Origin of the sequence: Actinacidiphila yeochonensis CN732, assembly GCF_000745345.1 — a bacterium.
GTDB classification, from domain to species: domain Bacteria; phylum Actinomycetota; class Actinomycetes; order Streptomycetales; family Streptomycetaceae; genus Actinacidiphila; species Actinacidiphila yeochonensis.
On sequence record NZ_JQNR01000005.1, the window covers coordinates 2294830 to 2321012 of the forward strand.

At 72.9% G+C, this 26183-nt stretch carries 23 protein-coding genes; 13 read left to right on the forward strand and 10 right to left on the reverse strand.

Features of this window, described 5'->3' with window-relative positions:
* Window positions 1-43: 43 nt before the first annotated feature.
* A complete protein-coding gene (locus BS72_RS21735) occupies window positions 44-361 on the reverse strand; it encodes an exodeoxyribonuclease VII small subunit (protein ID WP_078901534.1) in 318 nt (105 codons plus the stop codon).
* 118 nt (window positions 362-479) lie between these two features.
* Between BS72_RS21735 and BS72_RS21740 the strand changes: the two genes are divergently transcribed.
* Entirely contained in the window at window positions 480-1349 is an 870-nt protein-coding gene (locus BS72_RS21740) for a hypothetical protein (RefSeq protein WP_037912792.1), read from the forward strand.
* Between the two features lie 160 nt (window positions 1350-1509).
* The gene (locus BS72_RS21745) at window positions 1510-1800 is read left to right on the forward strand and encodes a hypothetical protein (protein WP_037912794.1); all 291 of its coding nucleotides are present in this window, start codon (window positions 1510-1512) and stop codon (window positions 1798-1800) included.
* A 153-nt stretch (window positions 1801-1953) separates the two neighbouring features.
* On the opposite strand, the gene xseA is transcribed toward BS72_RS21745, so the two are convergent.
* Complete coding sequence (gene xseA, locus BS72_RS21750; RefSeq protein WP_037912797.1) at window positions 1954-3180, reverse strand: exodeoxyribonuclease VII large subunit; 1227 nt, start codon at window positions 3178-3180, stop codon at window positions 1954-1956.
* Window positions 3181-3237: 57 nt separating this feature from the next.
* On the opposite strand from xseA, the gene BS72_RS21755 reads away from it, so the two are divergent.
* Both BS72_RS21755 and ppgK read left to right on the forward strand, forming a co-directional pair.
* Entirely contained in the window at window positions 3238-4221 is a 984-nt protein-coding gene (locus BS72_RS21755; RefSeq protein ID WP_407638996.1) for a 4-hydroxy-3-methylbut-2-enyl diphosphate reductase, read from the forward strand.
* A gap of 66 nt (window positions 4222-4287) precedes the next feature.
* Window positions 4288-5025, forward strand: coding sequence for a polyphosphate--glucose phosphotransferase (gene ppgK, locus BS72_RS21760; protein WP_037912799.1), 738 nt, complete (start codon window positions 4288-4290; stop codon window positions 5023-5025).
* On the opposite strand, the gene BS72_RS32605 is transcribed toward ppgK, so the two are convergent.
* Window positions 4946-5527: a DUF6542 domain-containing protein gene (locus tag BS72_RS32605; RefSeq protein WP_157856299.1), complete on the reverse strand. Its 582-nt coding sequence runs from the start codon at window positions 5525-5527 to the stop codon at window positions 4946-4948. The genes ppgK and BS72_RS32605 overlap by 80 nt on opposite strands.
* A gap of 284 nt (window positions 5528-5811) precedes the next feature.
* Between BS72_RS32605 and ychF the strand changes: the two genes are divergently transcribed.
* The 3 genes from ychF (at window position 5812) to BS72_RS34505 (ending at window position 9082) form a co-directional block, all read left to right on the forward strand.
* Window positions 5812-6900 (forward strand): redox-regulated ATPase YchF, encoded by a 1089-nt coding sequence (ychF, locus tag BS72_RS21770; protein WP_037912800.1) that lies wholly within the window; start codon window positions 5812-5814, stop codon window positions 6898-6900.
* Between the two features lie 748 nt (window positions 6901-7648).
* Window positions 7649-8620, forward strand: a complete 972-nt coding sequence (locus tag BS72_RS21775) for a quinone oxidoreductase family protein (RefSeq protein WP_037912803.1) — start codon at window positions 7649-7651, stop codon at window positions 8618-8620.
* 303 nt (window positions 8621-8923) lie between these two features.
* Window positions 8924-9082 carry a hypothetical protein gene (locus tag BS72_RS34505; RefSeq protein WP_198546041.1) on the forward strand — a complete coding sequence of 53 codons (159 nt, stop codon included), beginning with the start codon at window positions 8924-8926 and terminating at the stop codon, window positions 9080-9082.
* Window positions 9083-9200: 118 nt separating this feature from the next.
* Here BS72_RS34505 and BS72_RS21780 read toward each other — a convergent pair whose 3' ends face one another.
* The 7 genes from BS72_RS21780 to BS72_RS21810 form a co-directional block, all read right to left on the reverse strand.
* Window positions 9201-10370 carry a hypothetical protein gene (locus BS72_RS21780; RefSeq protein ID WP_037912806.1) on the reverse strand — a complete coding sequence of 390 codons (1170 nt, stop codon included), beginning with the start codon at window positions 10368-10370 and terminating at the stop codon, window positions 9201-9203.
* A 56-nt stretch (window positions 10371-10426) separates the two neighbouring features.
* Window positions 10427-11650, reverse strand: a complete 1224-nt coding sequence (locus BS72_RS32610) for a glycosyltransferase (protein WP_051951398.1) — start codon at window positions 11648-11650, stop codon at window positions 10427-10429.
* An 11-nt stretch (window positions 11651-11661) separates the two neighbouring features.
* Window positions 11662-13041, reverse strand: coding sequence for an MATE family efflux transporter (locus BS72_RS21790; protein ID WP_037912808.1), 1380 nt, complete (start codon window positions 13039-13041; stop codon window positions 11662-11664).
* 1 nt (window position 13042) lies between these two features.
* Window positions 13043-16714, reverse strand: coding sequence for a type I polyketide synthase (locus BS72_RS32615; protein ID WP_051951400.1), 3672 nt, complete (start codon window positions 16712-16714; stop codon window positions 13043-13045).
* Window positions 16711-17565 carry an ACP S-malonyltransferase gene (locus BS72_RS21800; RefSeq protein WP_037912810.1) on the reverse strand — a complete coding sequence of 285 codons (855 nt, stop codon included), beginning with the start codon at window positions 17563-17565 and terminating at the stop codon, window positions 16711-16713. Before BS72_RS21800 ends, BS72_RS32615 begins: the two co-directional genes overlap by 4 nt.
* A gap of 141 nt (window positions 17566-17706) precedes the next feature.
* On the reverse strand, window positions 17707-18762 hold the full coding sequence (locus BS72_RS21805; RefSeq protein WP_037912813.1) for an ACP S-malonyltransferase: 1056 nt from the start codon (window positions 18760-18762) through the stop codon (window positions 17707-17709).
* An 80-nt stretch (window positions 18763-18842) separates the two neighbouring features.
* Window positions 18843-19835 (reverse strand): hypothetical protein, encoded by a 993-nt coding sequence (locus BS72_RS21810; protein WP_157856300.1) that lies wholly within the window; start codon window positions 19833-19835, stop codon window positions 18843-18845.
* A 930-nt stretch (window positions 19836-20765) separates the two neighbouring features.
* Here BS72_RS21810 and BS72_RS21815 point away from each other — a divergent pair.
* The 6 genes from BS72_RS21815 (at window position 20766) to BS72_RS21840 (ending at window position 26120) form a co-directional block, all read left to right on the forward strand.
* Window positions 20766-21374 (forward strand): hypothetical protein, encoded by a 609-nt coding sequence (locus tag BS72_RS21815; protein ID WP_037912822.1) that lies wholly within the window; start codon window positions 20766-20768, stop codon window positions 21372-21374.
* Window positions 21375-21646: 272 nt separating this feature from the next.
* On the forward strand, window positions 21647-22507 hold the full coding sequence (locus tag BS72_RS21820) for a class II fructose-bisphosphate aldolase (protein WP_037912823.1): 861 nt from the start codon (window positions 21647-21649) through the stop codon (window positions 22505-22507).
* 4 nt (window positions 22508-22511) lie between these two features.
* Window positions 22512-23372 carry an HAD-IA family hydrolase gene (locus BS72_RS21825; protein WP_051951402.1) on the forward strand — a complete coding sequence of 287 codons (861 nt, stop codon included), beginning with the start codon at window positions 22512-22514 and terminating at the stop codon, window positions 23370-23372.
* Window positions 23373-23402: 30 nt separating this feature from the next.
* Entirely contained in the window at window positions 23403-24068 is a 666-nt protein-coding gene (gene dhaL / locus BS72_RS21830) for a dihydroxyacetone kinase subunit DhaL (protein ID WP_037912824.1), read from the forward strand.
* A gap of 114 nt (window positions 24069-24182) precedes the next feature.
* The gene (gene dhaK, locus BS72_RS21835) at window positions 24183-25178 is read left to right on the forward strand and encodes a dihydroxyacetone kinase subunit DhaK (RefSeq protein WP_037912825.1); all 996 of its coding nucleotides are present in this window, start codon (window positions 24183-24185) and stop codon (window positions 25176-25178) included.
* Between the two features lie 135 nt (window positions 25179-25313).
* Complete coding sequence (locus BS72_RS21840) at window positions 25314-26120, forward strand: hypothetical protein (RefSeq protein WP_037912826.1); 807 nt, start codon at window positions 25314-25316, stop codon at window positions 26118-26120.
* The last annotated feature ends 63 nt before the right edge of the window (window positions 26121-26183 follow it).

Sequence of the window (26183 nt, forward strand, 5' to 3'; positions counted from 1 at the left end):
TGCTCCTATGAGCGGACCGGGGGCCGGATTCTCCTATGAGACGTCAGGCGTCCTCGGGGGTGTCTCCCGACGCCTGCCCGGTACGGTGCCCGGCCTCCTCCGCGTCGACGCGGGCCTGCTCGGCCGCGCCCTCGGCGAGCTCCTCCGCCTCCTCCGCGGCCAGCGCCGCGTCCAGGCGGGCGCGGGCACCCTCCAGCCAGCGGCGGCACACCCGGGCCAGCTCCTCGCCGCGCTCCCACAGGGCGAGCGACTCCTCCAGGGTGGCGCCGCCCGCCTCCAGGCGGCGCACCACGTCGATCAGCTCGTCGCGCGCCTGCTCGTAGCCGAGGGTCGAGGTCGCCTTGGGCTCCTGGTCTGCCATGTCCGCAAGCCTAGGGCGTACCTCTGACGGCGCTGTCCACTAGCGTGCGTCCATTCGCGTGCAAGAGCGTGTCCACGCCAGGGCCGCGACAACTCCGCCCCGAGAGGACGCCTGTTCCGTGAACCGCCCCCGTGCCGCCCGGCCGCGCCGGTACGCCGTCGTCACCGCGCTGCTGTCCCTCGCCGCCCTCACCGGCTGCGGCGGCCACGACGCCGACAGCGCCGGCGATGCCGGCCGCGCCTCCAAGGCCGCCGCGGCCGCCATTACTCCGTCCCAGGTGCTGGCCTCTGTGCCCGACCCCGCCTCCATCACCGTGCCGGGTGCCGCTCCGGCCACGACCGGCGCCACCCCGAAGGCCACCCAGCCGCCGAGCGGGAAGACCGCCGGGCTGACCGCCCAGCAGATCTGGGACCGCGCCAACGCTGCCATGAACGCGACGACCTCCGTCTCGTTCACCATGGACACCGTCGACGACCAGCACGTCCCCCTCCACATCACCGCCACCCTCGCCACCGACGGCGACTGCACGGCCAAGATGGCCGCCCGCGCCGGCAGCGGACAGGTGATCCAGGTCGGGGCCATCTCTTACGTCAAGGCCGACGTCGGCATGTGGAAGATCCTCCTCGCCGACCCTGTTTTCGGCGACGACCTTGAGAAGAACGTCGCCGGGGTGTGGTTCGGCGACGAACTCACCCATTTCGCCATACCGGAGATCTCGATGGCCTGCAGCATCTCCCCGGTCGTGCAGAACGTCGTCCAGGACTTCGGCGGCGCCAAGTCGAAAGGCGCCCCCAAGACGGTTGCAGGGCAGCTCGTCATACCGGTGACGCAGAAGAGCGACGACGGCAGCACCACGCTCGACGTGGCGGCGGAGGGCCCGGCCAGGGTGGTCCGTTACACCACCTCGGACCCGCACCCGACGACCGTGACGTTCACCGGCTACGACAAGCCGCTGCACACGAAGGCCCCGGCGGGCGCGGTCACCTGACGGGTACGGGTTCCTGGCGCCCACCAGGTCCCCGGAGGGGAGGGGGGAAGTTGCGGCGGGCCTGGCGCCGGAGGACCGTTGGAGGGGAAGGCGCCCGGGGCCGGCCCTGGTGCGCAGGGCGTGGAACCTCGGGTGCGTTCGCCGAAAGGACGCACGTGTCATGAGGATGCTGCTGACCGCACGACTGGACACCGAGACCGCCAACCGGGCCGTGGCGGACGGGACCCTGCAGAAGATGATCGAGGGGGTCGTCGAGCACCTGAAGCCGGAGGCGACCTACTTCACCGACTCCGAGGGCGACCGCTGCTGCCTGATGGTCTTCGACATGAAGGACGCCTCGGAGATCCCCCCGGCCGCCGAACCGCTCTTCGCCTCCGGCGCGAAGATCTCGTTCAAGCCCGTCATGACCGTGGACGACCTGCGGACGGGGCTGGAGAGCCTGGGAAAGTAGCCCCGACCAGCCTCCGACCGACCCCGACCAGCCCCGGCCGGTCGGCCTATTGGTCCCCGACCAGTCCTGAGCAACCCCTGACGAGCCGACCAGCTGCCGACCGGTCCTCGACCAGTCGCCGAGAGCCCCGCCGCTTCCCTGTGCCGGCGCCGCTCAACCTCCTGCCGGGTCGGACGACTCCACCCGTACCGCGAACCCGCCCTCCGCCACCCGCGCCCGCAGCGGGTCGCCGGGGGAGACCTCCCCCGGATCGCGGACGACGGCGCCGTCCTCGCGCTGGAGCACCGCGTAGCCGCGCCGCAGCGTCGCGGCGGGGGAGAGGGCGACGACGCGGGCCAGGGTGTGGGTGAGGTCGGCGTCGGCGCGCTCCAGCAGGTGCCCGACGGTGCGGCGGGCGCGGTCGAGCCGGCCGGCGACCTCCGCCTCCCGCTCCTCCACCATCCGCCGCGGCGCCGCGAGCACCGGGCGGCTCAGCGCCGCCGCCAGCCCGCGCTCCTCGCGCTCCAGCAGCCCCCGCACCACCCGCAGCGCCCGGTCCTGCACCTGCCGCACCCGGGCAAGCTCCTCGCGGACGTCCGGCACGATCCGCTTGGCCGCGTCGGTGGGCGTGGAGGCGCGCAGGTCGGCCACCAGGTCGAGCAGCGGCGTGTCCGGCTCGTGGCCGATGGCCGACACCACCGGCGTACGGCACTCCGCGACCGCCCGCACCAGCTGCTCGTCGGAGAACGGCAGCAGGTCCTCCACGCTGCCGCCGCCCCGGGCGAGCACGATCACGTCCACCTCGGGGTGCGCGTCCAGCGCCCGCACCGCCTCGACGATCCGGGGCACCGCGTTGGCGCCCTGCACGGGCACGTTGCGGACCTCGAAGCGGACCGCGGGCCAGCGCAGCCGGGCGTTCTCCCGTACGTCCCGCTCGGCCGCCGAGGCACGGCCGGTGACCAGGCCGATCAGCCCGGGCAGGAACGGCAGCGGGCGCTTGCGGGCGGCCTCGAACAGTCCTTCGGCCGCCAGCGCCTTGCGCAGCAGCTCCAGCCGCACCAGCAGCTCGCCCATGCCCACCGGCCGGATCTCCGCGGCCCGCAGCGAGAGGGTGCCGCGCGGCCCGTACCACTCCGGCCGGGCGTGCACCACGACCCGCGCGCCCTCGCCCACCACGTCGGCGACCTGCTCGTACACCGCGCGGAAGCAGGTGACGGAGATGGAGACGTTGCGGGAGGGGTCGCGCAGCGTCATGAACACCACCCCGAAGCCGGGACGGCGCGACAGCTCGGTGATCTGGCCCTCGACCCACACCGCTCCGAGCCGGTCGATCCACCCTCCGATCAGCCGCGAAACCTCTCCGACCGGGATCGGCGCATCCGCCGACGTGCTCACCGCCATGTCCGCACCCTAGTGCGCCCCGCCGACAGCGAGGACCCGCACCGTACGATGGTCGCCATGAGCTCTGACTCCTCCCGCCGTGTCCTGCTCGCCGCCCCCCGCGGGTACTGCGCGGGCGTGGACCGTGCCGTGATCACCGTAGAGAAGGCGCTGGAGCAGTACGGCGCCCCGGTCTACGTGCGCAAGCAGATCGTGCACAACAAGTACGTCGTGCAGACCCTGGAGAAGAAGGGCGCTGTCTTCGTCGACGAGACGGAGGAGGTGCCCGAGGGGTCGATCGTGATCTTCTCCGCGCACGGCGTGGCACCCGTCGTCCACGACGAGGCGGCCGAGCGGAAGCTCGCCTCCATCGACGCGACGTGCCCCCTGGTCACGAAGGTGCACAAGGAGGCCGTCCGCTACGCCAACGACGACTTCGACATCCTCCTCATCGGCCACGAGGGCCACGAGGAGGTCATCGGCACGATGGGCGAGGCGCCGGACCGCATGCACCTCGTCGACGGCCCGGCCGACGCCGCGAACGTCACCGTGCGTGACGAGTCCAAGGTGGTGTGGCTCTCCCAGACCACGCTCTCGGTGGACGAGACGATGGAGACGGTCGACGCGCTCAAGGAGCGCTTCCCGCAGCTGGTCTCGCCGCCCAGCGACGACATCTGCTACGCCACCCAGAACCGCCAGGTCGCGGTGAAGCAGATCGCCGCCGAGGCCGATCTGGTGATCGTCGTCGGCTCCCGCAACTCCTCGAACTCGATCCGGCTGGTGGAGGTCGCCCTCCAGGCCGGCGCCGGCGCCTCCTACCTCGTCGACTTCGCCGAGGAGTGCGAGGACGGCTGGCTGGAGGGCGTCCGCACCGTCGGCGTCACCTCCGGCGCCTCCGTGCCGGAGATCCTGGTCGAGGGCGTCGTGGAGTGGCTGGCCGAGCGCGGCTTCGGCGACGTGTCGGTGGTGACGTCCGCGCGGGAGTCGATCCAGTTCTCGCTGCCCAAGGAACTGCGCCGGGACCTGCGTGCGGAGCTGGCCGCCGGGGAAGCCAACAACTGACGTCCGGCGAGCGGGGGACATCCGCCGAACAGGTGGCGAACGCCGTCCGCCCTTAACGTGGAGGCCATGAACGTGTTCGGTGTGGACATCGGCGGTACGGGCATCAAGGGCGCCCCGGTCGACCTGGAGAAGGGCGACCTGGCGGACGAGCGGTGCAAGGTTGCTACGCCGCATCCGGCCACCCCCGAGGCCGTCGTCGAGGGGGTGGCCGAGGTGGTCGCCCACTTCGGCTACCAGGGCCCGATCGGGATCACCTTCCCGGGCGTGGTGGTGGACGGCGTCACCCGCACCGCCGCGAACGTCGACCGCCACTGGATCGGCACGGACGCCCGCACGCTGCTCGGCGACCGGCTCGGCCAGCCGGTCGTGGTCCTCAACGACGCGGACGCCGCCGGCGTGGCCGAGATGACCTTCGGCGCCGGCCGAGGCCACGGCGGCACCGTCATCATGCTCACCCTCGGCACCGGCATCGGCAGCGCCGTCTTCGTCGACGGCACGCTGGTGCCCAACACCGAACTCGGCCATCTCGAACTGCACGGACACGACGCCGAGAAGCGCGCCTCGGTCAAGGCCCGCGAGGACGAGGAGCTGAGCTGGGAGCACTGGGCGCACCGGCTGAAGAAGTACCTGGCGCACGTGGAGATGCTCTTCTCGCCGGACCTCTTCGTGATCGGCGGCGGGGTCAGCCGCAAGGCCGACAAGTTCCTGCCGCACATCCACGGCGTCAGCGCGCCGATCGTCCCCGCGGAGCTGCAGAACAACGCGGGGATCGTGGGCGCGGCGATGGCAGCCGCAAAGCTCTGACGACCACGATCACGGCGGCCAGCACCGTACCGGTGTAGAGCCAGCCGGTCATGAGCGCGAGCCCGGTGAAGACGCCCATCAGCCGTCCGGCGAGCCCGCCGCCCCCGCCGCCCGCGGTGAGCGTGATGGCCAGGGCGAACGCGATGGGGGCCGCCACCGGCGCGGCCACCAGGTCGTAGGGGCGCACGTAGAACGCGGCGGCGACGCACACGGCGATGAAGGCGACGCCGAAGAACGTGCCGGGGCCGTCGAAGAGCGCGGAGTCGAGCAGCCCGGCCAGGACCGTCACCACGGTGGTCAGCGCGCCGGTGCCCAGGCCGGTCAGGCGGGCCCGGGGCCTCCGCAGCGCGAGCAGCACGCGCAGGACGCCCGGGAGCTTCCCGCGGCCGCCGTCCGGGCCGCCGCCGTCCGAGCCGCCCGGCGCGGGCCGGGGCGCTTCGGGAGGTGCGACGGCAGCCGCGGCACCGGGTTCGCGGACGCGGGCGGCGGCGGACCAGCGCACGACGGCGCCCGTGGCGGCCCGGCCTGTGGGGCCGGGGCGGCGGCAGAGCCGGGGCGGCCTGGCGCACGGCGCCGCCCGGAGTGCCCGCGCCGGTCGGCGCACTGTGTTGCTCCACCTACCCAACGTAGGCGGCGCCCGGCGGGCGCGCAGCCCGGGGACACGCGGATTCGCCCTCCTGGGTGGCGGTTCGAACGGGAGTGTTCGAGCGGGGCGGGGCGCCTGGCGGCGGCCCGTAGACTGGGGGCGGCCAGCCCGTGCCCGCACCTTCTCCAGGAAGACCTCACGTGTCGCTCACCATCGGAATCGTCGGCCTGCCGAACGTCGGCAAGTCGACGCTCTTCAACGCCCTCACCAAGAACGACGTGCTGGCGGCCAACTACCCGTTCGCCACCATTGAGCCGAACGTGGGCGTGGTGGGTGTGCCCGACCCGCGCCTGGACAAGCTCGCGGAGCTCTTCTCCTCCGTCCGGGTGCTGCCGGCCACCGTCGACTTCGTGGACATCGCCGGCATCGTGCGCGGCGCCTCCGAGGGCGAGGGCCTGGGCAACAAGTTCCTGGCGAACATCCGCGAGTCCGACGCGATCTGCCAGGTCATCCGGGCCTTCAAGGACGAGAACGTCATCCACGTGGACGGCAAGGTCTCGCCCAAGGACGACATCGAGACGATCAACACCGAGCTGATCCTCGCCGACCTCCAGACCGTCGAGAAGGTGCTGCCGAGGCTCCAGAAGGAGTCCCGCATCAAGAAGGACACCCTCCCGAAGGTCAAGGCCGTCGAGGAGGCCAAGGAGATCCTGGAGAAGGGCGACACCCTCTTCTCCCACGGCCTGGTCCAGGGCACCGAGCGGGTCGAGCTCCTCCACGACCTGCACCTGCTGACCACCAAGCCGTTCCTCTACGTCTTCAACGTCGACGAGGACGAGCTGACCGACGAGGCGTTCAAGGCCGAGCAGAGCGCGCTGGTCGCCCCGGCCGAGGCGATCTTCCTCAACGCGAAGCTGGAGGCCGACCTCGCCGAGCTCGACGAGGCGGACGCGATGGAGCTGCTGGAGTCCGTGGGCGCGACGGAGCCGGGCCTGGCCACCCTCGCCCACGTCGGCTTCCGCACCCTGGGCCTCCAGACCTACCTCACGGCCGGCCCCAAGGAGTCCCGCGCCTGGACCATCAAGCGCGGCGCGACCGCCCCGGAGGCGGCGGGCGTCATCCACACGGACTTCCAGAAGGGCTTCATCAAGGCCGAGGTCATCTCCTTCGACGACCTCGTCGACGCCGGCTCCGTGGCCGAGGCCCGCTCCCGCGGCAAGGCCCGCATGGAAGGCAAGGAGTACGTCATGCAGGACGGCGACGTGGTGGAGTTCCGCTTCAACGTGTAGTGCCTGATTCCTTGATCGGCCGAAGTGGCTGGTCAGGGTAGAAAACCCCAGGTCAGGGGCCAGATCTTCGGGTCTGGCCCCTTCTTGTTTTCTCCGTCTGGGTCAGGCTGTTTCGGGGAGGTCATCGCATGGTGGGCAGAACGGCGGACACGGACGCAGTCAGTGGGAGTACGTGACCTATGCCCCTTCGGGCGAGACCTGCCCCGCGTGCATGAAGCCGATCGAGCCTCTGGAACGTTTCCTCCGTGGGGAGTTGGAGCGTTCATCGGGTGCGCCCGTGGTGGAGCCGTGTACGCCCGATAGTCACGCACTCCGGGAAGGCGTACGTGCACCTGGGCATGGTGCGTGCGGAGGCGGCAGAGCAAATAACAGAGGCCGTGCGTAAGGCCGTGGTCGCACAGACCTCGGAACGCTGAGGGACGGCGAGCAAGACACCTTGGGCAACCGACGGAATTGACTGACCTGCAGGAACGTGGCTTCCGTCAGGCGTCGATCCCGCGCAGCTGTGTCCGCGATACCGGGTGATGACCCCTAACGGGAGCCAGCTGCGGTGCGAGCGCAAGCAGAGCCGAAGAGCCGAGATGCCCGGCCGACCGTCGACTGCGTTTCGTCACCTGGGCAGGCCCATTCCGTCGGTGGCACCCTTCTCCCACGTGGACACGAGACGGCTACGACACCTCACCGCGAGCGGGAATCGGATCGCCACGACCGGAGTTGGTGAGGGACGTTAGCCGTTTCAGGAGGGGTCATGCGAGCGATTCAGGTTTCCGAAGTGGGCGGTCCCGAGGTGCTGCGACTGGTCGACATTGATCAACCGAAGCCCGGCCCGGGCCAGGCGGTCGTGGAGGTCGCCGCGTCCGGTGTCAACTTCCTCGACGTATACCACCGCCAGGGCCGGTACACCCTCCCGCTGCCCTTCACCCCGGGCACTGAGGGCGCCGGCACGGTCCTCGAGGTTGGACCCGGCGTCACCCACGTCGCTGTGGGAGACCGGGTCGGCTGGGTGGAGATTCCCGGCACCTATGCCGAGCAGGCCGTCGTGGACTCCTCCCGGCTCGTGCCCCTGCCCGACGGCGTCGACTTCGAGGCCGCCGCCGCCGCGCTGCTGCAGGGCATGACGGCGCACTACCTCGTCAAGGACGCCTACCCGGTCCAGCCAGGCGACACGGTGCTCGTGCACGCTGCTGCCGGCGGCATGGGGCTTGTGCTGACCCAGCTCATCACCCATCTCGGCGGCGTAGTGATCGGCACGACCTCGACACCGGAGAAGGCCCAGCTGGCGCGCCGCGCCGGGGCCGCCGAGGTGATCCTCTACTCTGCAGTGGACGATCTCGCGGCCGAGGTGAAGCGGCTCCATGGCGGCCAGGGCCTGCCAGTCGTCTTCGACGGCGTCGGCAAGGACACCTTCGATGCGAGCCTCGCCAGCCTGCGAACCCGCGGCCACCTGGTGCTCTTCGGCGCCGCGAGTGGTGCAGTGCCGCCCTTCGACCCTATCCGGCTCGCCCAGGGCGGTTCGCTGACCCTGATCCGGCCAAGCCTCGGGCACTTCATCGCCGATCGGTCCGAGCTGCTCCGGCGCGCCGCCGACGTGCTTGAATTGGTGCGCACCAAGGCGCTTGAGACCACCGTGACGGCCCGCTACCCGCTCGCCGAGGTCGCCCAAGCTCACCGCGATCTGGAGGCTCGGCGTACCACCGGCAAGCTGCTCGTCATCCCCTAGGGCAACCGGCGGAATTGACTGACCTGCAGGAACGTGGCTTCCGTCAGGCGTCGATCCCGCGCAGCTGTGTCCGCGATACCGGGTGATGACCCCTAACGGGAGCCAGCTGCGGTGCGAGCGCAAGCAGAGCCGAAGAGCCGAGATGCCCGGCCGACCGTCGACTGCGTTTCGTCACCTGGGCAGGCCCATTCCGTCGGTGGTACACCTTGGCGTCCGGTGCGGGGTATGCCGGTCCGCTCCGCTCCGCCCAGTTCGGTCCTGACGATCAGTCAAGGACGGACCGGAGCGGCACAAGCCAGCGCCGTGGCCGAAGCGACCCCGGACGCGGCTGACGTGTCGGACACCGAACTGGCGCGCCGGATCGTCGAGGAGGAACAGGCCCGGCTGGGCATGACCGACGAGAGGCTCACGGCAACCGAGCACCTCGGGCCGGAACAGGCGGCGGGCGTGGCCGACGTCTGACCGGCCGCGCCCGCCCGCCGGAACCGTCGGCGGAGGGGGCGCGGCCGTCGTGCTCCACCGGAGGCGCCGTCCGCACACCGAGGCGGTGTCGCTCTCCGCCGGCCGGCCGGGGGCCGCCCTACGCGGCGGGCGGCCGCAGCATCGGCTGGAAGGCGGAGCCCTCCTCGCCGGGGACCTGGGGCAGGAAGCCGTCGGAGACGGTACGGGCCGCGGTGGTGAGGAGGCGGTCCAGGACCTCCTGGTCGGTGGCCGGGGGGAGGCCGAGGGCCGCGAGGAGGCGGTCGCGGACGCCGGGGTGGTCCGGATTGTCGTCGAGGTAGTCGGAGTTGAGGTCCGGGGGACGGAAACCGTCCAGGGCGTCGTGCCAGGACGGCAGGACGGCGACGAGGGTGAGCGCCTCGGCCAGGGACTCGGCGATCAGGGATGCCCGGCCCTCGGAGTCGGTGTAGAGGACGGGGCGGGGGCCGCCGGGGACGGCCGGGCCGCAGAGGTAGTGGGTGCCGCCCGCGCCGCACCCGGCCACAGGCTCCACCGGAAGGCCGTTGGGCAGGGCGATCGACTCGATCGGGTCGGTGCGGTCCAGGTCGAACTCACCGTCGCCGGCCAGGTAGGACGCGGCCTCCGGATGCGCGGCGATCCCGCGGAGCAGCGCGTCCTCCGAAAGGGAGGCCGGGTTGAGGGCGGCCGCGATCGCGGGGGTGAGGGGGTGTCCGGCGAGGACGTGGCGGACGGCGTCGAGGGGGACGGTGCGCTCGTAGTAGTCCTCGAAGTAGGCCTGGACGGCCTCGGGCGAGCGGTCGGTGAGGAGGTGGAAGAGGAAACCGGAGCCGTCCGGGTCCTCGCTGCCGGCGGGGAAGGCGAGGGACGAGCCGGTGCGCCAGGCGGTGTCGCCGGTCTCCCGCCACAGGCAGGCGGTGACCCGAGGGGCGTCGACGCCCTCGTCCCAGAAGGCGGGTTCGTCCAGCAGCGGGCGCAGCGCGGCGGGCACGTCGTCGATGACGCCGGGCCAGACCTGCTCGTCCTCCGTCGCGTACGGGCTCATCGCCGACTCGTGGTCGAAGCCGCGTATGAGCACACCGGCCGGGGTGAAGAGGACGGAGAAGTCGTCCCCCGAGCCGTTCTCCATCAGGGCCGCCTCCTGGCCGGGTCCCCAGTCGGCGTCGAAGACATAGCAGCAGAACTGCGGATCACCGCCGACCGCGGCCTCGGTCGCGGCCAACGCGCGGAGATGTGCGCGGAGTTCGTCGGGGTCGGGGAGGAGGGCGGCGGTCTCGCGCACGGTGGTCATGGCGCCATGAAACCAGCCGCCCCCGACATCCCGGTCCGGCCGGCCGCCGCCACCGGTCACCTCATCGCCGCCACCCCCTCGGCCGTACCGACGGGTTCGCCCGCGACGGCCTGGCGGGCGGCCTGCCGGACGAGGGCGGCCGCGTGCTCGGGGAGGTGGCGTCCGAGGTGGAAGCGGCGCGCGGCGGCGGTCGTCGCGTCCCTGCGGGCGCGGTCGGTGAGCAGGTCGGCGCAGTGCCGGGCCAGGCCGTCGGCGGTGTCGGCGACGGCGAGGTGCTCACCGGGGACGACGTCGAGACCCTCGGCGCCGATCGTGGTGGAGACCACCGGCACGCCGTGCGCGAACGCCTCCAGGATCTTGACGCGGGTGCCGCTGCCGACGCGCAGCGGGACCACGACGAGGTCGGCGGCCGTCAGGTAGGGCGTCATGCTCGCGACCGTGCCGGTGACCTCGACGTGCGGGCCGGCCAGCGCGGCGACCTCCGGGGCGGACCGGCCCGCCAGGACGACGGTCGCGTTCGGCACCCGCTCCCGGACCAGTGGCAGGACCTCGCGGACCATCCACTCGGCGGCGTCCGCGTTGGGCGCCCAGTCGAAGGAGCCCTGGAAGAGGATGACCGCGCCGCCGGTGCGCGGCCGCTCCGGCGGGCGGGTCGCGGGGTAGGTGTTCGGCACCACCGCCGTCCGCCCCGCGCCCATCCGGACGGCGTCCCCGGCGCCGGCGACCACGGCCAGGTCCGCCTCCCGCGCCACCCGCCGGTGGACGCGGCCCCACCAGGTGATCGAGCGGCGCGCCTGGAGCCGCTGCCACGGTGTCAGCGGCACGCCCCACACGCCCCGGCCGAGCCGTTCCCAGCGGCGGATCAGCACGTCCTCGAAGTCGTCCACGTCGACGACGGTGCGGCCGGTGAACCGTCCGCGCAGCGGCAGCCAGGTGCGTTCGCGGCTGAACCACACCAGGTCGTAGCGGGTGCCGGTCGCCCAGTCGGGCAGGACGGGCGGGAGCGTGCGGCGCTGGTGCCGGGCGTAGGCGGCGGACGGCCCGTGCCCGGCGATCTCCAGGAGGGCGCGCGCCCCCGTGTACGGCGGTACCGGGGCGAGCCCGGCGCGGGTGAAGCGGGCGGCCTCCTCCGGCGGCAGCGAGGCGTCCGGTGACGTGAGGAACAGCGCGTCCACCGGGCCCAGTTCGGCGAGGGCTCCGGTGACCACGTCCATCCGCTGGACGGCGCCCCCGGCCGGGCGGCGGGGCAGGATGTCGGCTACGAACAGTGAACGGATCATCGGTTTCCCTCCTACCGGCTGCCCGCGCCATCCGGCTGGGCGGCCTGCTCGGTACGGCTTCGCGGCCCGGCTCGTGACGCGGCGACCGTCTGCCAGGTGGCCAGCAGGGTGTAGGCCAGCCCAGCGGACCAGCCGATCACCACCGCCCACATGACGCCGTCGACCCCCCACGCGTGGGCCAGCGCGTAGGAGAGCGGCAGCATGACCACGCCCAGCGACATCACCGTGGAGACCAGCGGCACGACGGCGCGGGCGATGCCGTTGAACCAGCCGTGCAGCACGATCATCAGGGAGTAGCACAGGAAGAACGGTGCCGTGATGAGGATGTACCGCTCGGTCACCATGCGGGTCTGCGCGTTGCCGGAGAACAGCGCGGCGACCGGCCCGCGTCCGGCGAGCAGCAGCAGCGACACCGCCGCGGTGAGCGTGGTGCCCAGCCACACGGTGCGGCGGACCCCCTCGCGGACCCGGTCGGCCAGGCCGGCTCCGGTGTTCTGCGCGGTGAACACCATCAGCGCGCCGGACAGGCTGAGGAACAGCGCGGTGGTCAGCAGCTCCAGCCGGGTGACGACGGTCAGCGCCGCGACGGCCCCCGCGCCGAACGGCGCGATGATCCACACCAGCACCAGGATGCCGACGCCGGTCAGCAGGTACTGCAGGGCCATCGGGGCGCCGATCCGCAGGCCGCGCCGGACCTCGTCGCGCACGGTGGCGGCCGTCACGGCGACCGCCCCGGGCGGCCGCCGCCGCTGCTCGCGGACCAGGCGGACGAGGCCGGCCGCCGCCGCCACGGCGTTGGCGGCCGGCACGGCCAGCGCCGCGCCCTCGATGCCGAGCCGCCAGACGCCCACGAACAGCCAGGCGAACAGCGCGTTCAGCACGCTGGAGGTGATCAGCAGGACGGTGGAGCGGCGGGCGTCGCCGCGACCGTTCAGCACCGCGCACACCGCCCCCAGCGCGTAGATCGCGAGCATGCCGGAGCACAGCGTCACGACGAACGTACGGGCCTCGCCGGCCACCGCGCCGGTCACCCCGGTCAGCGCCAGCAGCGGCCCGGCGACCAGCACCGCGGCCACGGCGCAGAGCGCCGACCAGGCCGCGGTGCAGAACGCGAGCGCCAGCAGTGCGCTGGGATCGTCGCGCCGCCCGGCTCCGGCAAGGTGGCCGAGCCGTACCGAGAACGCGCCGGAGACGCCGGTGAACAGCGAGCTGAGGATCGTGTACAGCGGCTGCCCGGCGCCCATCGCCGCGAGCCCGGTGACACCCACGTACCGGCCGACGACCGCGCTGTCGATCAGCAGGTAGCCCTGCTGGAGCAGGGCGGCCAGGGCCAGCGGGGCCGCGATACCGACGATGCCCGTCAGCACCGGGCCCCGCGTGAGGTCCGGCACGTCAGTTCCCGGGCGTGGCGAGCAGCTCGTCGAGCCACGCGTCGTCGTCGCCCAGTTCGTCGGTGCCGGCAGCGCCGTCCGCGCCGTCCGCGTCGTACTTCTTCTCGATGAGCCGGGCGAGCGCGGTCACGGTCCGCTCGGCCAGCAGGTCGAAGGTGTCGAACTGCTGGCCCAGGCAGGCGGAGATGCTGTTTCCGACGGTCAGCGCCATGATCGAGTCGCCGCCCAGGTCCCGGAAGTCGGCGTCCACGTCGATCGTCGGGTGGCCGAGGGCGTACGCGATGCAGCGCGCCACCAGCCGTTCCCGTTCGGTGTAGTCGCCGTCCGACCGCCCGGTGAGCACCACCTCGGTGGACTCGACGGTCTCGCGCACCCGGGCGATGTTGTGCTTGTTCCGCTCCGCGAGCGCCGCCATCCCCGCGTCGATCTTGGCCGCGAGGTCCGGGGTGAGGGCGAGGGTGTACGTCGGCAGGATGCTCATCAGCTCGTTGCCGTAGTTGATCCCGCCGGCGAAGAAGCCCGACCGGTCGCCGCGCAGCGCCGCGTCGATCAGGCCGAGGCCGGTGCGGGTGCGCAGCGACAGGAAGGCCATGTCCTCGTGGGTGCCGGTGGCCAGCGCCATGCCGACCTCCCGCCAGGACACCCAGTTGACGCTGACCACGCGGTGCTCCGGCGTGTTGAGGGTGCGGGCCAGGTGGTCCACGTAGCTGTTCGCCGCCGCGTAGTCCGCCTGCCCGAGCGACGGGAAGACCGACGCCACCGAGGACATGTGCAGGACGAAGTCGGGCCGGTCGTCCCGGGTGAGGTGGTGCAGCAGGAACGCGCCGTGCAGCTTCGGCCGGACGATGTAGGCGGCTCGGGCGATCTCCTGGTGCGCGACGAGGTTCTCGCCGGGCACGCCGGCGGAGTGCACGATGCCGTCCACCCGGCCGTGCGCTGCGCGGATACCGGCCAGCACCGCCGCCAGGTCGTCCTCGTCGGCGACGTCGGCGGCCACCGGGTGCACGGTGGCGCCGAGCGCCGCGATCTCGCGGACCGCCGTGACCCGCGCGGCGGCCGGGTGCTGCGGGTCGGCGGCGACCGCGTCCCACTCGGCCTCGGGCGGCAGCGCGGTGCGGCCGAGCAGGTAGAGGTGGATGCCGGGGGTGCGGGCGGCGAAGTGCCGGGCCGTCTCCAGGCCGATGCCGCCGAGACCGCCGGTGATCAGGTAGGCGCCGCCGGGCCGCAGGTACTCGTCACGGACCGCCGGGACCTCGGCCAGCTCGGCGAAGGTCTCCTGGTACTTGTCCCTGCCGCGCAGCGCGTACACGCCGCTCTGCGAGGCGAGGACCTCCTCCCGCAGCAGCTCGGCCGGCACCGCGTCGTCGACGTCGAGCAGCCGGACGGTCGTGTACGGGTACTCCCGGGCGACCGCCTTGGCCAGTCCGGCGAGCGAGGCGTTTTCGACGACCACGCCGGACTCGCCGGGCACGACCGCCAGCGCCCGCCGGGTCAGCACCACGAGGTCGAGCGCCGCGCCCGCGTGCATCAGCGCCTTCGCCAGCCGGAAGAGGCCGATCAGGTGCTCGTCGACGCGCCGCTCCAGCTCCGCGGCGTCGGCGGCCGGGGCGTCCTCGAAGGCGGGCGCGTAGACCAGGTGGGTGTACTCCTCGTCGACGAGCTCCTCCGCGAGCTCCTCGGCGAGCCGGTCCTGGTCGGGGCCGGCGCCGTCAGGGGTGCGCAGCACCGCGTCCGGCGGCAGGGCGGCGGCCACGGCGGCCGACGAGGCCGGGCCCACCAGCGCCATGACCTTGGCCGGTGCCTCGCCGAAGGCCGCGAGCGGGGCCGGCGTGAACCGCACCTCGTGGGTCAGCGGGTGCTCGACCCGCGGCGCGGCCAGCGCGAACCGGTCGCGCCAGCTCTCGGGGAAGTCGATCCAGGCGCGGGTCTCGTCGAACTCGTACGGCGGCAGGTGCACGGTCCTCGGCCGGTGGTCGCCGTGGTCGCCGTACAGCGCGCCCAGGTCGAGCGGGGAGCCGCCGACCCAGTCGCGGGCGGCCTCGGTGCCGGCGGCGTCCGGCACCTCGCCGGCCTCGGTCGCCGCGAGCGCCGCCCGCAGCCCGGCCAGGTCGGCCACGGAGTAGGCGAGCCGGTGCTCGTGTCCGGCGCGGGAGATGTTCGACGTCCAGCACACGTCGCGGATGCTCCCGGTGATCCGGCCGCCGTCGATCGCCTCGCGGTAGGCGGTGACCAGCCGGCCGAGCGACGCGGGGGTCCGCGCGCTGAGCGTGAACAGCCAGGGCTTCCGGCCCACCCCGGCCGGCGCCGCTTCCGGTGCCGGTTGCGAATCCGTGCCCGCTGCCGGTTCCGTCGCCGGCTCCGGGACGAACTCCTCCAGTACGACGTGGGCGTTGGTCCCGCCGAGGCCGAACGCGCTGACCCCGGCGCGGCGGGGGCTGTCCCCCTCCGGCCACTCGCGCGCCTCCAGCGGCACGTACACCGGGCCGTTCTCCAGGTCGAGCGCCGGGTTCGGCCGCTCGTAGTTGGCCAGCGGCGGGATCACGCCGTGCCGCAGCGCGAGCGCGGCCTTGATCACGCCCATCACGCCCGAACCCTCGAAGAGGTGGCCGATGTTGGCCTTCACCGTGCCGACCGCGCAGAACCGCCGGTCGTCGGTCCGGGCGGCGAACGCCCGCCGCAGCCCCTCGAACTCGATCGGGTCGCCGACCTTGGTGGCGGTGCCGTGCACCTCGAAGTAGCCGATGGTGCGGGGGTCGACGTCCGCGTTCCGCCACGCGGCCTCCAGCAGCTCCGCCTGGGACTGCGAGTCCGGCGCGGTCATCATCTCGGACCGGCCGTCGTGGTTGACCGCGCTGCCCTTGACGACGGCGTAGACCTGGTCGCCGTCGGCCAGCGCCCGGTCCAGCCGCTTGAGCACGACCGCCCCGGAGCCCTCGCCGAAGCCGGTGCCGTCCGCGCTCTCGTCGAACGTACGGGTCACGCCGTCGGACGACTCGATGCCGATCCGGGTGTGCGGGTGCTGCAGCGGCGCCAGCACCACCCGGGTGCCGGCCACCACGGCCATCTCGCAGTCGCCCAGCAGCAGCGCGGACCTGGCCTGGTGCAGCGCCAGCAGCGAGGCCGAGCAGGCGCTGTCGACCACCATGCTGGGGCCGTGCAGGTCGAACAGGTACGACACCCGGTTGGCCAGCATGGTGACGATGTTGCCGGTGATGCCCAGCTGCGCCAGCGCGGGATCGACGCGGCAGAAGTACTCCATGTACGACACGCCGGGGTTGCCGGCGTAGCCGATGTAGACGCCGGTGCGGCTGCCGGCCAGCCGGTCGCCGGTGTATCCGGCGTCCTCCAGGGCGCGGTACATCGTGCGCAGCACCAGCCGCTGGTGCGGGTCGGTGACGGCGGCCTGCTTCGGGGTCATACCGAAGAACGCGTGGTCGAACTGGTCCACCCGGTCCAGGAAGCTGCCGTTGTGGAAGGTGAGGCTGCCCTCGGTGTCCGGCACCAGTGCCGCGTCCTGGTAGTACCGCAGGTACTCCTCGATGTCCTCGCGCCGCCGCGCCGGGAACGGCCGGGTGAGGCTGCGGCCGGTGCGCACGACGTCCCAGAACGCGTGCTGGTCGGGGGCGTCCGGCACTTCGACGGACAGTCCGACGATGGCGATGTCCGTGGTCATATGAGCTCCTCCGTGGGCTGTGCCGCGATCCGTGCGATAAAGGCGGTGAGGGTGGTGCCGTTGACCTCGTCGAACCGGTCGACGCCGGCCGCGCGCAGGGACCGGACCGTGCGCACCCACTCCACCGGGCTGGAGATCTGCCTGCTGAGCAGCGTGACCGCCTGGTCCGCGGCGAACTCCGCGCCGGTGACGCTGGACATCACCGGTGTGTGTCCGGCGCGGAACTCGTACTCGCGCAGGACCTTCGTGAACGCCCGCCCGGCCGAGGCCATCAGGGGGGTGTGGAACGGGCCGCTGACGGCCACCGGCAGTACCCGGGCGCCCGCGGTGCGCAGCGCCTTGACCGACAGCGCCAGCTGCGGCCGGTCGCCGGCCACCGTCACCTGCTGGTCGCTGTTGCGGTTGGCGATGTGCACCAGGTTGACCCCGGCGCCGCGCAGCGTCGCCTCGATCCGCTCCGGGCTCAGCCCGACCACCGCGGCCATCGCGCCGCCGGTGACGCCGGCCATCAGCTCGGCGCGGCGCCTGACCAGCGCCAGGCCGTCCATCAGGTCGAGGACTCCGGCGGCCACCAGCGCGTTGAACTCGCCCAGGCTGTGCCCGGCGACGTAGTCGTACGCGCGGCCCTCGCGTTCGAGGTCCATCCAGGACAGCGCGTTGACGAGGAAGACGGCCGGCTGGGCGTAGCGGGTGTCCGCGAGCCGGTTGCCGGGGTCGTCGAGGCACAGCCGCGCCACGGGGAAGCCGAGCAGTTCGGAGGCGGCCGCGGTCTCCCGGGGGTACCGCTCGAACAGCTCCTCTCCCATGCCCTTGCGCTGTACGCCCTGGCCGGGGAAGACCAGACAGTGCATTTCGTACACGCTCCTTACTGAGCCTTGCTCAAAGCCGGTGGCTGCTCATGGGGTTGGCCGCTGAGGCGCTTGGCCGCCCACGGTGTCGGCCGCCCACGTTCGTGGCCGCTCACGCTGTCGGCCGCTCACGCTCGTGGCCGCTCACGCTGTCGGCGCCGGGATGCTGCGGTAGCGCAGGCCGCTGTCGGTGCCGCGCAGGCTCTCCCGGGTGAACACCCGGGCCGACGGGCCCGGCCCGAAGTCGACGACCTGGTCGGGCCGGCAGTCCTGGACCGCGGCGTGCACCGTGCGGGGCCAGTCCAGTGGGCGGCACACCCCGTAGGCCATGACGTCGGGCAGCAGGTCACCGCGGTGCTGGAGGTTGACCGGCGCGTCGGCGACGTACACCGGCACGGCCAGCCGGTCGCCGGTGAGCGGGGAGGTCAGGAAGTGCCGGTCCTCCAGCGCCGCCTGGACCGCCGGCTCCAGCAGCGGCGTGTGGAACGGCGCGGTGCTGCGCAGGTAGGCCCACTGCGCCCCGGGCTCGGCCAGCCGCCGTCCGAGGCCCGCCCGGAGATCGGCGAGGTCGGCCGGGTCCCCGGCCAGTACGTGCGAGCGGCCGGAGTTGGCGAGGGCCAGGTGCACCGGCGAGCCCGCCACCAGATCGCGCAGCTCCTCGGCCGGGATGCCCATCACCGCCGCCATCGGTGTGGCGGCGCCGGTGCGCCGCGGGGTCAGCTGGTGGCAGCGGATCAGCGCCAGCGCGGTCATCGCGATGATGCCGTGGCAGAACGCGACGTACTGGCGGCGGTTGGTCAGCCGCATACCGGCGACCATCGCGCCGATCAGGCCCAGGCTGTGGCCGATGGCGGCCACCGGCGCGGGCCGGTCGCCGTCCGGGCCGCCGACGGCCGGGGCACCGATGGCCGGTTGCAGCAGGCACAGCTGGTAGATGTGGGCGAACAGGCCGTCCACGATGGAGTTCTCCAGGGCGCCGGGTTCCGGCGGGTCGCCGCGCAGCCAGGCGGTCAGCGGGATGCCACCGGGCAGCTCCCGGCGGTAGGCGTCCGGGCCGACGTGGTCGAGCACGCTCGTGACCGCGTCGGCCGCGGCGGTGAAGTAGCGCGCGTTCTCGGGCCGCGCGTAGAGGGCTCGCAGTTCGGCCAGCGGCGGGCCGTGCACGCCCGCCAGGCCGCTGAACAGGTACAGGTGTCGCACCGACTCTTCTCCGTGAGGTCGCGTCCGCCGGCCGTTCTCCGTGGGCCCGCGGAGTCTGGGGGAGTCGTGGGGGGTTGGTCCTACTGCGCGTCGGCGGGGGCCGGCAGGAGCCGTGGGAGGCCGGCCGCCTCGTCGACGAGGAGCCGCGCCGCCTGCTGTTCGAGCTGGCGCAGGTGTGCGAGGGCGCGGCGGACGCGGTCCGCGGGCAGGCCGGGCAGCCCGGCCTGGAAGGCGGTGACCCGGTCCGACAGCACCGTGGCCAGCCGCGCGATCCGGGCGTAGGCATCGCGAACCGGCTCACCGTGCGCGGTGTGCGCCAGGAAGCGGCAGAACAGTGTCCGTGAACCGGCCAGCAGCGCGAGGCTGTTGACGGCGGGCGCACGGTACGGGACGGTGCCCGACGCGCGCTCGACGACGAGGTTGTCGCCGATGACGTCGTAGAGCTCGAAGCCGTCGCGGAACCCGGCCAGGAACGTGCGGTAGGCCGCCTCGAAGCCGTCCCGGTCGGGGTCGGAGACCTGCCGGACGGTGGCGCAGCCGGTGAACCAGCGTTCCGGCTCCCTGGCGTAGCCCTCGCGCAGGACGTCCCACCCCACCGACAGGGGGAAGTACTCGTGGTCGTCCGCGGTGTTGTCGACCAGCAGCACCTCGGTGCTGCTCGCCCCGCAGACGAGGAAGGAATGCAGCAGCCGGAACTCCTCGGGGACGGTGCCCGACCGGCGCATGAACTCCACCCAGTACGGGAGGTGGTAGCGGGGCGCGTAGAAGAACACCGGTAGTCCCGCGGCGAGGAAATCAGCCAGCCCGGATTCGAAGAGGCTCAGGTCCACGTCCCCGGCGGAGAGCACCTCGAACCCGAGCAGGCGCAGGTCGCCGTCGGTCACGTACGGGGTTTCGAAAGCCCAGCGATCCTTGCCATGCAGGTAGCAGTGGCGGTGGATGGCCGAGGTGGACCCCAGCGCCCTGTACATCAGCAGGTCGGACCAGGGGGTGATGCCGCCGACGTACGCCAGGAGCTGCGTCTTGCGGCAGTGCAGGTGGTTGTTCGGATCGCGGGTGCGTATGTTCTCCACACCCGGCAGCGTGATCATCCGGTCGGCGGACAGCAGCGGGTCTCTCCGTTCAGCGACATCTCGGTGGCGAATGGGGTGGTGAATTCCGGGTCGAGTACGCGGGGAAGGATGGAGAGGAAGAAAGGTGGAAACGCGGAAAGGGAGGGGAGGGAGAAAAGGGGAAAAGGCCGCCGCGGGAACTCGCCGGGAGAGTTCCCTGTGGGAATCCGGCGTGCCGACCCGGTGCGCGGACCCGCCGCGCATTCGATCCGCGGCGGCGGGAGGTCCGCTCCGGGGCAGGGGTGAGCCCGTTCCTGCCTGTCATGTCATCGATGGACGGATGTCGCCGCAGGTCACGGCCGTAGACTCCCGCCATTGGGCGATCTCCGGCACGGGTGTGGCACGTGCGTGGCAAGGACGAGCGATGGGGCCCACGGGCCCGGTCGGTGGATTGTTCGAGGCGGGCGAAGGTGATTGTCCACCCGTTCGCCCTGACGTGCTCATGATGGCGACTCTGTCGGCGCCGGAGCAATAAAAAGTCATATGAATGCAACCCGGTGCGCAGCATCATGTCATCCCGATCCGACATGGTCAATAAAGATCATATGGAATCGGTGTTCAGGTTTCAGGCAGGCTGAAAACAGCCTGCGGACCGCCGGTAAACCCACTGGTAGCATATGGGCGCCAACGCCGAATGCCTGCTCAGGGCCCTTGGGGGGCTGGAGGCGGCCACTCCGCAACGATCAGATTCAGCCCCGAAATGTTTCGGCACGGGGTGTGGGGGCGGCACCCTGCCGGTTGTCGGCGGTTGTGCGAGTGCCGGTTGCCGGTTGCCGGCTGCCGGCTGTGCGAGTGCCGGGGTCCGGCGGCGGGCGCTGAACCGGCGGTGTCCGGGTAGGCGCCTCTCTGACGCTCCGTCATCACGGTGGGCGTCAGAGAGGGAGAGCGGCCATGGGCAGACTCGACGACGTGATGGCCCGCCACGTGTGGCTCAGGTTCGCGGGCGGTTGGATGCTGGCGACGGCCGTCGTCGTGGCGGCCCACCCGACACGCTCGCGGGTGGACGTCGCCGCCCGCGTCGTCGCCGGCTCGGCGGGTGCGGTGTGGCTCGCAGTGCGCCGGCACCGCCGCGAGAAAGCCGTGGCGGGCGGCACGGCGGACGACCTGGTCGTCATGGAGCACCACCTGCTGACCGGCGAGCCGCCGGCCGGCCCGAGGCGGCGGGAGGCCATGCGGGCGCTGGTGGCGCGGCGGCTGTACCTCGCCCGCTACCGGCGGGCCGCGCTCGTCCTCCTCGCCGTCCTGTACTGCGCCGGGGTCGTCTGCTTCGCGCTCACCGAGCCGGCCTGGCGGGCCGTGCCGGAGTGCGTGGCCGTCGGCGCCCTCTTCGGCTACGCCTACGCGGCCGGCGCGCGGGCGCTGCACCGTCTCCGGCGGATGCGCGACGTCCTCGCCGGCGACCGGACGGCCGGGCCCGCCCTCGCCGGCGGCCCCGCGGCCGCGCGCGAAGCCCCGCCGCGGCAGCGCGCCGCCGGCCCGCCCCGGCCGTCGGCGGGCTGACGCCCGCCGCCTCCGCCGGACAGGAGCCCCGCGTCCACGGACCGCCACCGCGGTCGCCGCCGACCCGGGCCCGAGGCGGCGACCCGGGCCGGAGGTGCCGCATCGGGCCGGAGGTGCCGACCCGGGCCGGAGGTGCGGGAAGCGGCGAGTCGGGCGGGAGGCGGCCGAGCCCGCCCCGCTACGCCGTTCGAGTGGCGAGGGGTGGCACCGAGGCGTCGAATGGAGGGGGGCCCGGCTGGAGGGGGCCCGGCGAGGAGACGCTGGAGGCGAACGTGTCAGTCGTACCGCTCAGGGAGATCCTTGCCGACGCCTTCGACCAGCGTTATGGCGTTCCCGCCGTCAACATCGTCAACGACCTGACGCTGGAGGCCGTGCTGGCCGCCGCCGAGCAGCACTCCTCGCCGCTGATCGTGCAGACCTCCGTGAAGACGGTGAAGTCCGTCGGCTACGGCGTGCTGATGGCGATGTGGCGGGAGATGACCGCGGGCCTGCGGGTGCCGGTCACCCTCCACCTCGACCACTGCCCCGAGCGCGACGTGATCAGCGAGTGCCTGCGCCACGGCTGGAACTCCGTACTCTTCGACGCCTCCCGGATGCCGGTGGAGGAGAACACCCGGCAGACCGTCGAGGTGGTCGCCGAGGCCCGCCGGCACGGCGCCGACGTCGAGGGCGAGATCGAGTCGATCACCGGCGTCGAGGACGACATCGGCTCCGACGAGGCCGCCGCCCAGAAGGGCCTGGAGGTCGCCCTCGACTTCCTGCGCACCACCGGCGTGGACGTGTTCGCGCCCGCGATCGGCAACGCGCACGGCTCCTACCGGCGCGCCCCCGTCCTGGACTTCCAGCGGGTCTCCGACATCGTCGCCGCGCACCCGCTGCCGATCGCGCTGCACGGCGGCAGCGGCCTCTCCGACGAGCAGTTCCGCGACCTGATCGCGCGCGGCTGCGCGAAGGTGAACATCTCCACGGCCCTCAAGGAGACGTACATGAAGGGCAACCTGGCCTTCCTGCGCGACGCCGAGGAGCGGCAGAAGTGGGACCCGCCGTCCCTCTTCCGCAGCGTCCGGGCCGACGTGATGGGCCTGGCGGGGTCGCTGATGGACGTCTTCGGCAGCACCGGAAGGGCGGGGTGAGGCCATGCCCGCGCTGATCTTCGACTGCGACGGCGTGCTCGCCGACACCGAGCGCTACGGGCACCTGCCCGCGTTCAACCAGACCTTCGAGGAGTTCGGCCTGCCCGTGCGGTGGAGCGACGAGGAGTACGCCGAGAAGGTGCGGATCGGCGGCGGCAAGGAGCGGATGCGCTCGCTGCTGACCCCGGACTTCCTCGCCAGGACCGGGCTGCCCTCCGACCGGGACGCGCTGGACGCCGAGGTGGCGCGCTGGCACGCCCGCAAGACCGAGATCTACACCGGGATCATCGGCGGCGGGACGATCCCGCCGCGCCCGGGAGTGCGGCGGATCGCCGCCGAGGCGCACGCCGCCGGCTGGCCGCTCGCTGTCGCCTCGACCTCCGCGGAGCCGTCGGTGCGGGCCGTGCTGCGGCTGGCCGCGGGGCCCGAACTGGTGGAGCACTTCGCGGTGTTCGCCGGCGACGTGGTGCCCCGCAAGAAGCCCGCGCCGGACATCTACCTGCACACCGTGGCGAACCTTGAGCTGGACCCGGCGGAGGTCGTGGTCGTGGAGGACAGCCGCAACGGCATGCTCGCCGCGCTCGGCGCGGACCTGGCCTGCGCGGTCACCACCAGCGCGTACACGGGGGAGGAGGACTTCACGGGCGCGTCGCTGGTGGTGGACTCGCTCGGCGACCCGGCGCCCGGCGTGCGCGGTGACGGAGCCCCCGGGGGCCCGGCGAGCCCGGTCGCCACCCGGGTGCTCGCCGACCCGCTGGGTGTCCGCCCCGACCCGTACGTCCGCCTCGCCGACCTCGCCGCGCTGCTGGCCGGCGCGGGTCCGGGGGACACCGCCTCCGGCACCGGACGCGGCAAGAAGAGCTGACATCACGTCAGCACTACCCCCGGGAGAGCCATGTCGACGCCCACCGCAGCAGCCGCCAGCGACCTGGAGTTCGCGGTCGCGACGATCGCCCGTACCGCCGTCGACAACGAGGCGGCCTTCGGTGAACTCGACGCGGTCGCGGGCGACGGCGACTTCGGCTTCTCCCTGGCCCGGGGCTTCGAGATCGTCCTCGCCGACTGGGACTCCCTGGACCACGGCACGCCCTCGGACTTCCTGAAGCAGGCGGCGCTGGTGATCTCCAAGCGCGTCGGCGGCACGTCGGGCCCGTTGTGGGGGACCGCGTTCCTGCGGGCGGCCGGGGCCGTCCGCGAACGGACCGCCATGGACGAGGTGACCGGCGCCGACGCGGTGGCGATGCTGCGGGCCGCGGCCGAGGGCATCAAGGCCCGCGGCAAGTCCGACCTGGGCGACAAGACCCTCCTGGACGCGCTGATCCCGATGACCGACGCGCTGGAGGTGCGGCTGGCCGCGGGGGGCGGCAGCGGCGCCGAACTGGCCGCCACGGCCGCGTCGAGCGCCCGCGCGGCGGCCGACGCCACCACCCCCATGCAGGCCCGCCGCGGCCGGCAGAGCTACACCGGCGAGCGCAGCATCGGCTCGCCGGACCCGGGCGCGGTGGCGGTGGCGGTGATGGCCGAGCGGATCGCGGCGGAATGGGACGCCGGCCGGGGCTGACCCGGCCGCGCCCGACCCGGGCGGCCCGGGAGAGCCCGCGGCCGCACGCGGCGGCCCGGGGAGGGCGGGCGGCTCAGGGAGCACAGGCAGCGCGGGGAGCGAGGAGACGAGAGCATGAAGAAGTTCGTCAACGACCCGAAGGACTACGTGGCGGAGATGCTCCAGGGCCTGGCACTGGCCAACCCGGACACCCTGCGCTACGTCCCGGACTACAACCTGATCATGCGGGCGGACGCCCCGCGCCAGGACAAGGTCTCCATCGTCCAGGGCTCCGGCTCCGGGCACGAGCCCGCCCACGTGATGTCGGTCGGGCCCGGCATGCTCGACGCGGCCTGCCCGGGTGACGTCTTCTCCGCCCCGCCGTCGGACTACGTCTACGAGACGGTGAAGCTCGTCGCCTCCGAGAAGGGCGTGCTGCTGCTGGTCAACAACTACACCGGCGACCGGATGGCGTTCGAGATGGCCGAGGAGCTGTCGCAGGCCGACGGCGTCAACGCGCGCACGCTGTTCGTCGACGACGACGTGGCCGTCCAGGACTCGACCTACACCGTCGGCCGGCGCGGCGTGGCCGGCAACTTCTTCGTCATGAAGGCCGTCGGCGCGGCGGCCGAGCGCGGCGCCGACCTCGACGAGCTGATCCGGATCGGCGAGAAGGTCAACTCGGTGACCCGCAGCATGGGCATGGCGCTGACCCCCTGCACGCCGCCGGCCAAGGGCTCCCCGCTCTTCGAACTGCCCGAGGACCAGGTCGAGATGGGCGTCGGCATCCACGGTGAGCCCGGGCGGCGCCGGGAGCCGCTGAAGACGGCCTCGGAGCACGTGCGCGAGCTGCTCACCGCGGTCGTCGACGACCTGCCCTACACCTCCGGGGACGGCGTGGCGCTCATGGTCAACGGCCTGGGCGGCACCCCCGTCGGCGAGCTGTACCTGCTGTACGGGCTCGCCCACCGGCAGCTGGCCGAGCGCGGAATCGGGGTCCGCCGCTCCTACGTGGGGGAGTACTGCACCTCCCTCGACATGGCCGGGGCCTCGCTGACCCTGTGCCGGCTGGACGACGAGATCGCCGACCTCCTGGCCGCACCGGCCGGCACGCCGATCCGGGTCTTCTGACGTACCCCGCCGTACGGGCCGCGGCCCGGCCCCGGGTGACCCGGACGGCGGAGCGGGAGGGCCGTGCGGTTGCGGCGGCCCGGAGCCGGCCGTTGACTCGCCACGATGCCCGTCAGGCGGCGAGAGGAGTACGCGATGCTGTCGGCCCGCGAGTTGTTCACCGAGATGGTGGACGACGACGACGCCTACCGGCTCTTCTGCTCGATCGCGGCCAGCGGGGAGGCGCAGGGGGGCTGGGAGAACGGCCGGATCGCCGCTCTGGTGCCCCCCGGACTGCGCGCGCTGGCCCCCAAGATCGCCCGGCACGGCGCCGACGAGGACAAGCACGGCCGGATCTTCAACGCGCTGCTGCACAAGCGGGGCCTCGATCCCGTGGAGGTCCCGCACGACACCGACTACACGATGCTGCTGGAGCGGGCCGGCATCGGCCTGGCCCACACCCGGCTGCGCCAGGACGAGCCCCTGACCGAGCGGGACATCGTCACCTACCTCGCGCACAGCAGGGTCACCGAGCAGCGCGCCTCGGAGCAGATGAGGCTGCTGGTCAAGCACTTCGCGGACCACCCCGAGATCGGCAAGGCCGTCCGGCAGATCTCCCACGACGAGGACAACCACCTCGCCTACTGCCACGAGGAGCTGCTGCGGCTGGCCCGCGCGGGCCACGGGCGGACCATCCAGCGCATCCTGCGCGAGTGCGCGCTCGCCGAGATCCGCGTCCACCGGGACGTCAGCCTCGCCGTGATGGGCCGCATGGGCCGCATCCTCGGCTGGTCCGCCGCCCGCGCGGCCGTGCTCCAGGGCGGCATCCACGCCGTCTACCTCTACGAGCGGGCGCACGGCTGGCGCCGCATGGTGACGCTGGCGATGCCGCAGCGGCGCAACGCGCTGGGCGGCGGCCCCGCCGAGGGCGGTGCCGAGGCGCTGGCCCCGGCCGGCGCCTGACCGTACGGGGGCCGGCGGACCGGAAAGGGCGGGAGAGCGCGGGAAAGGGCCGCGCTGGAAGGG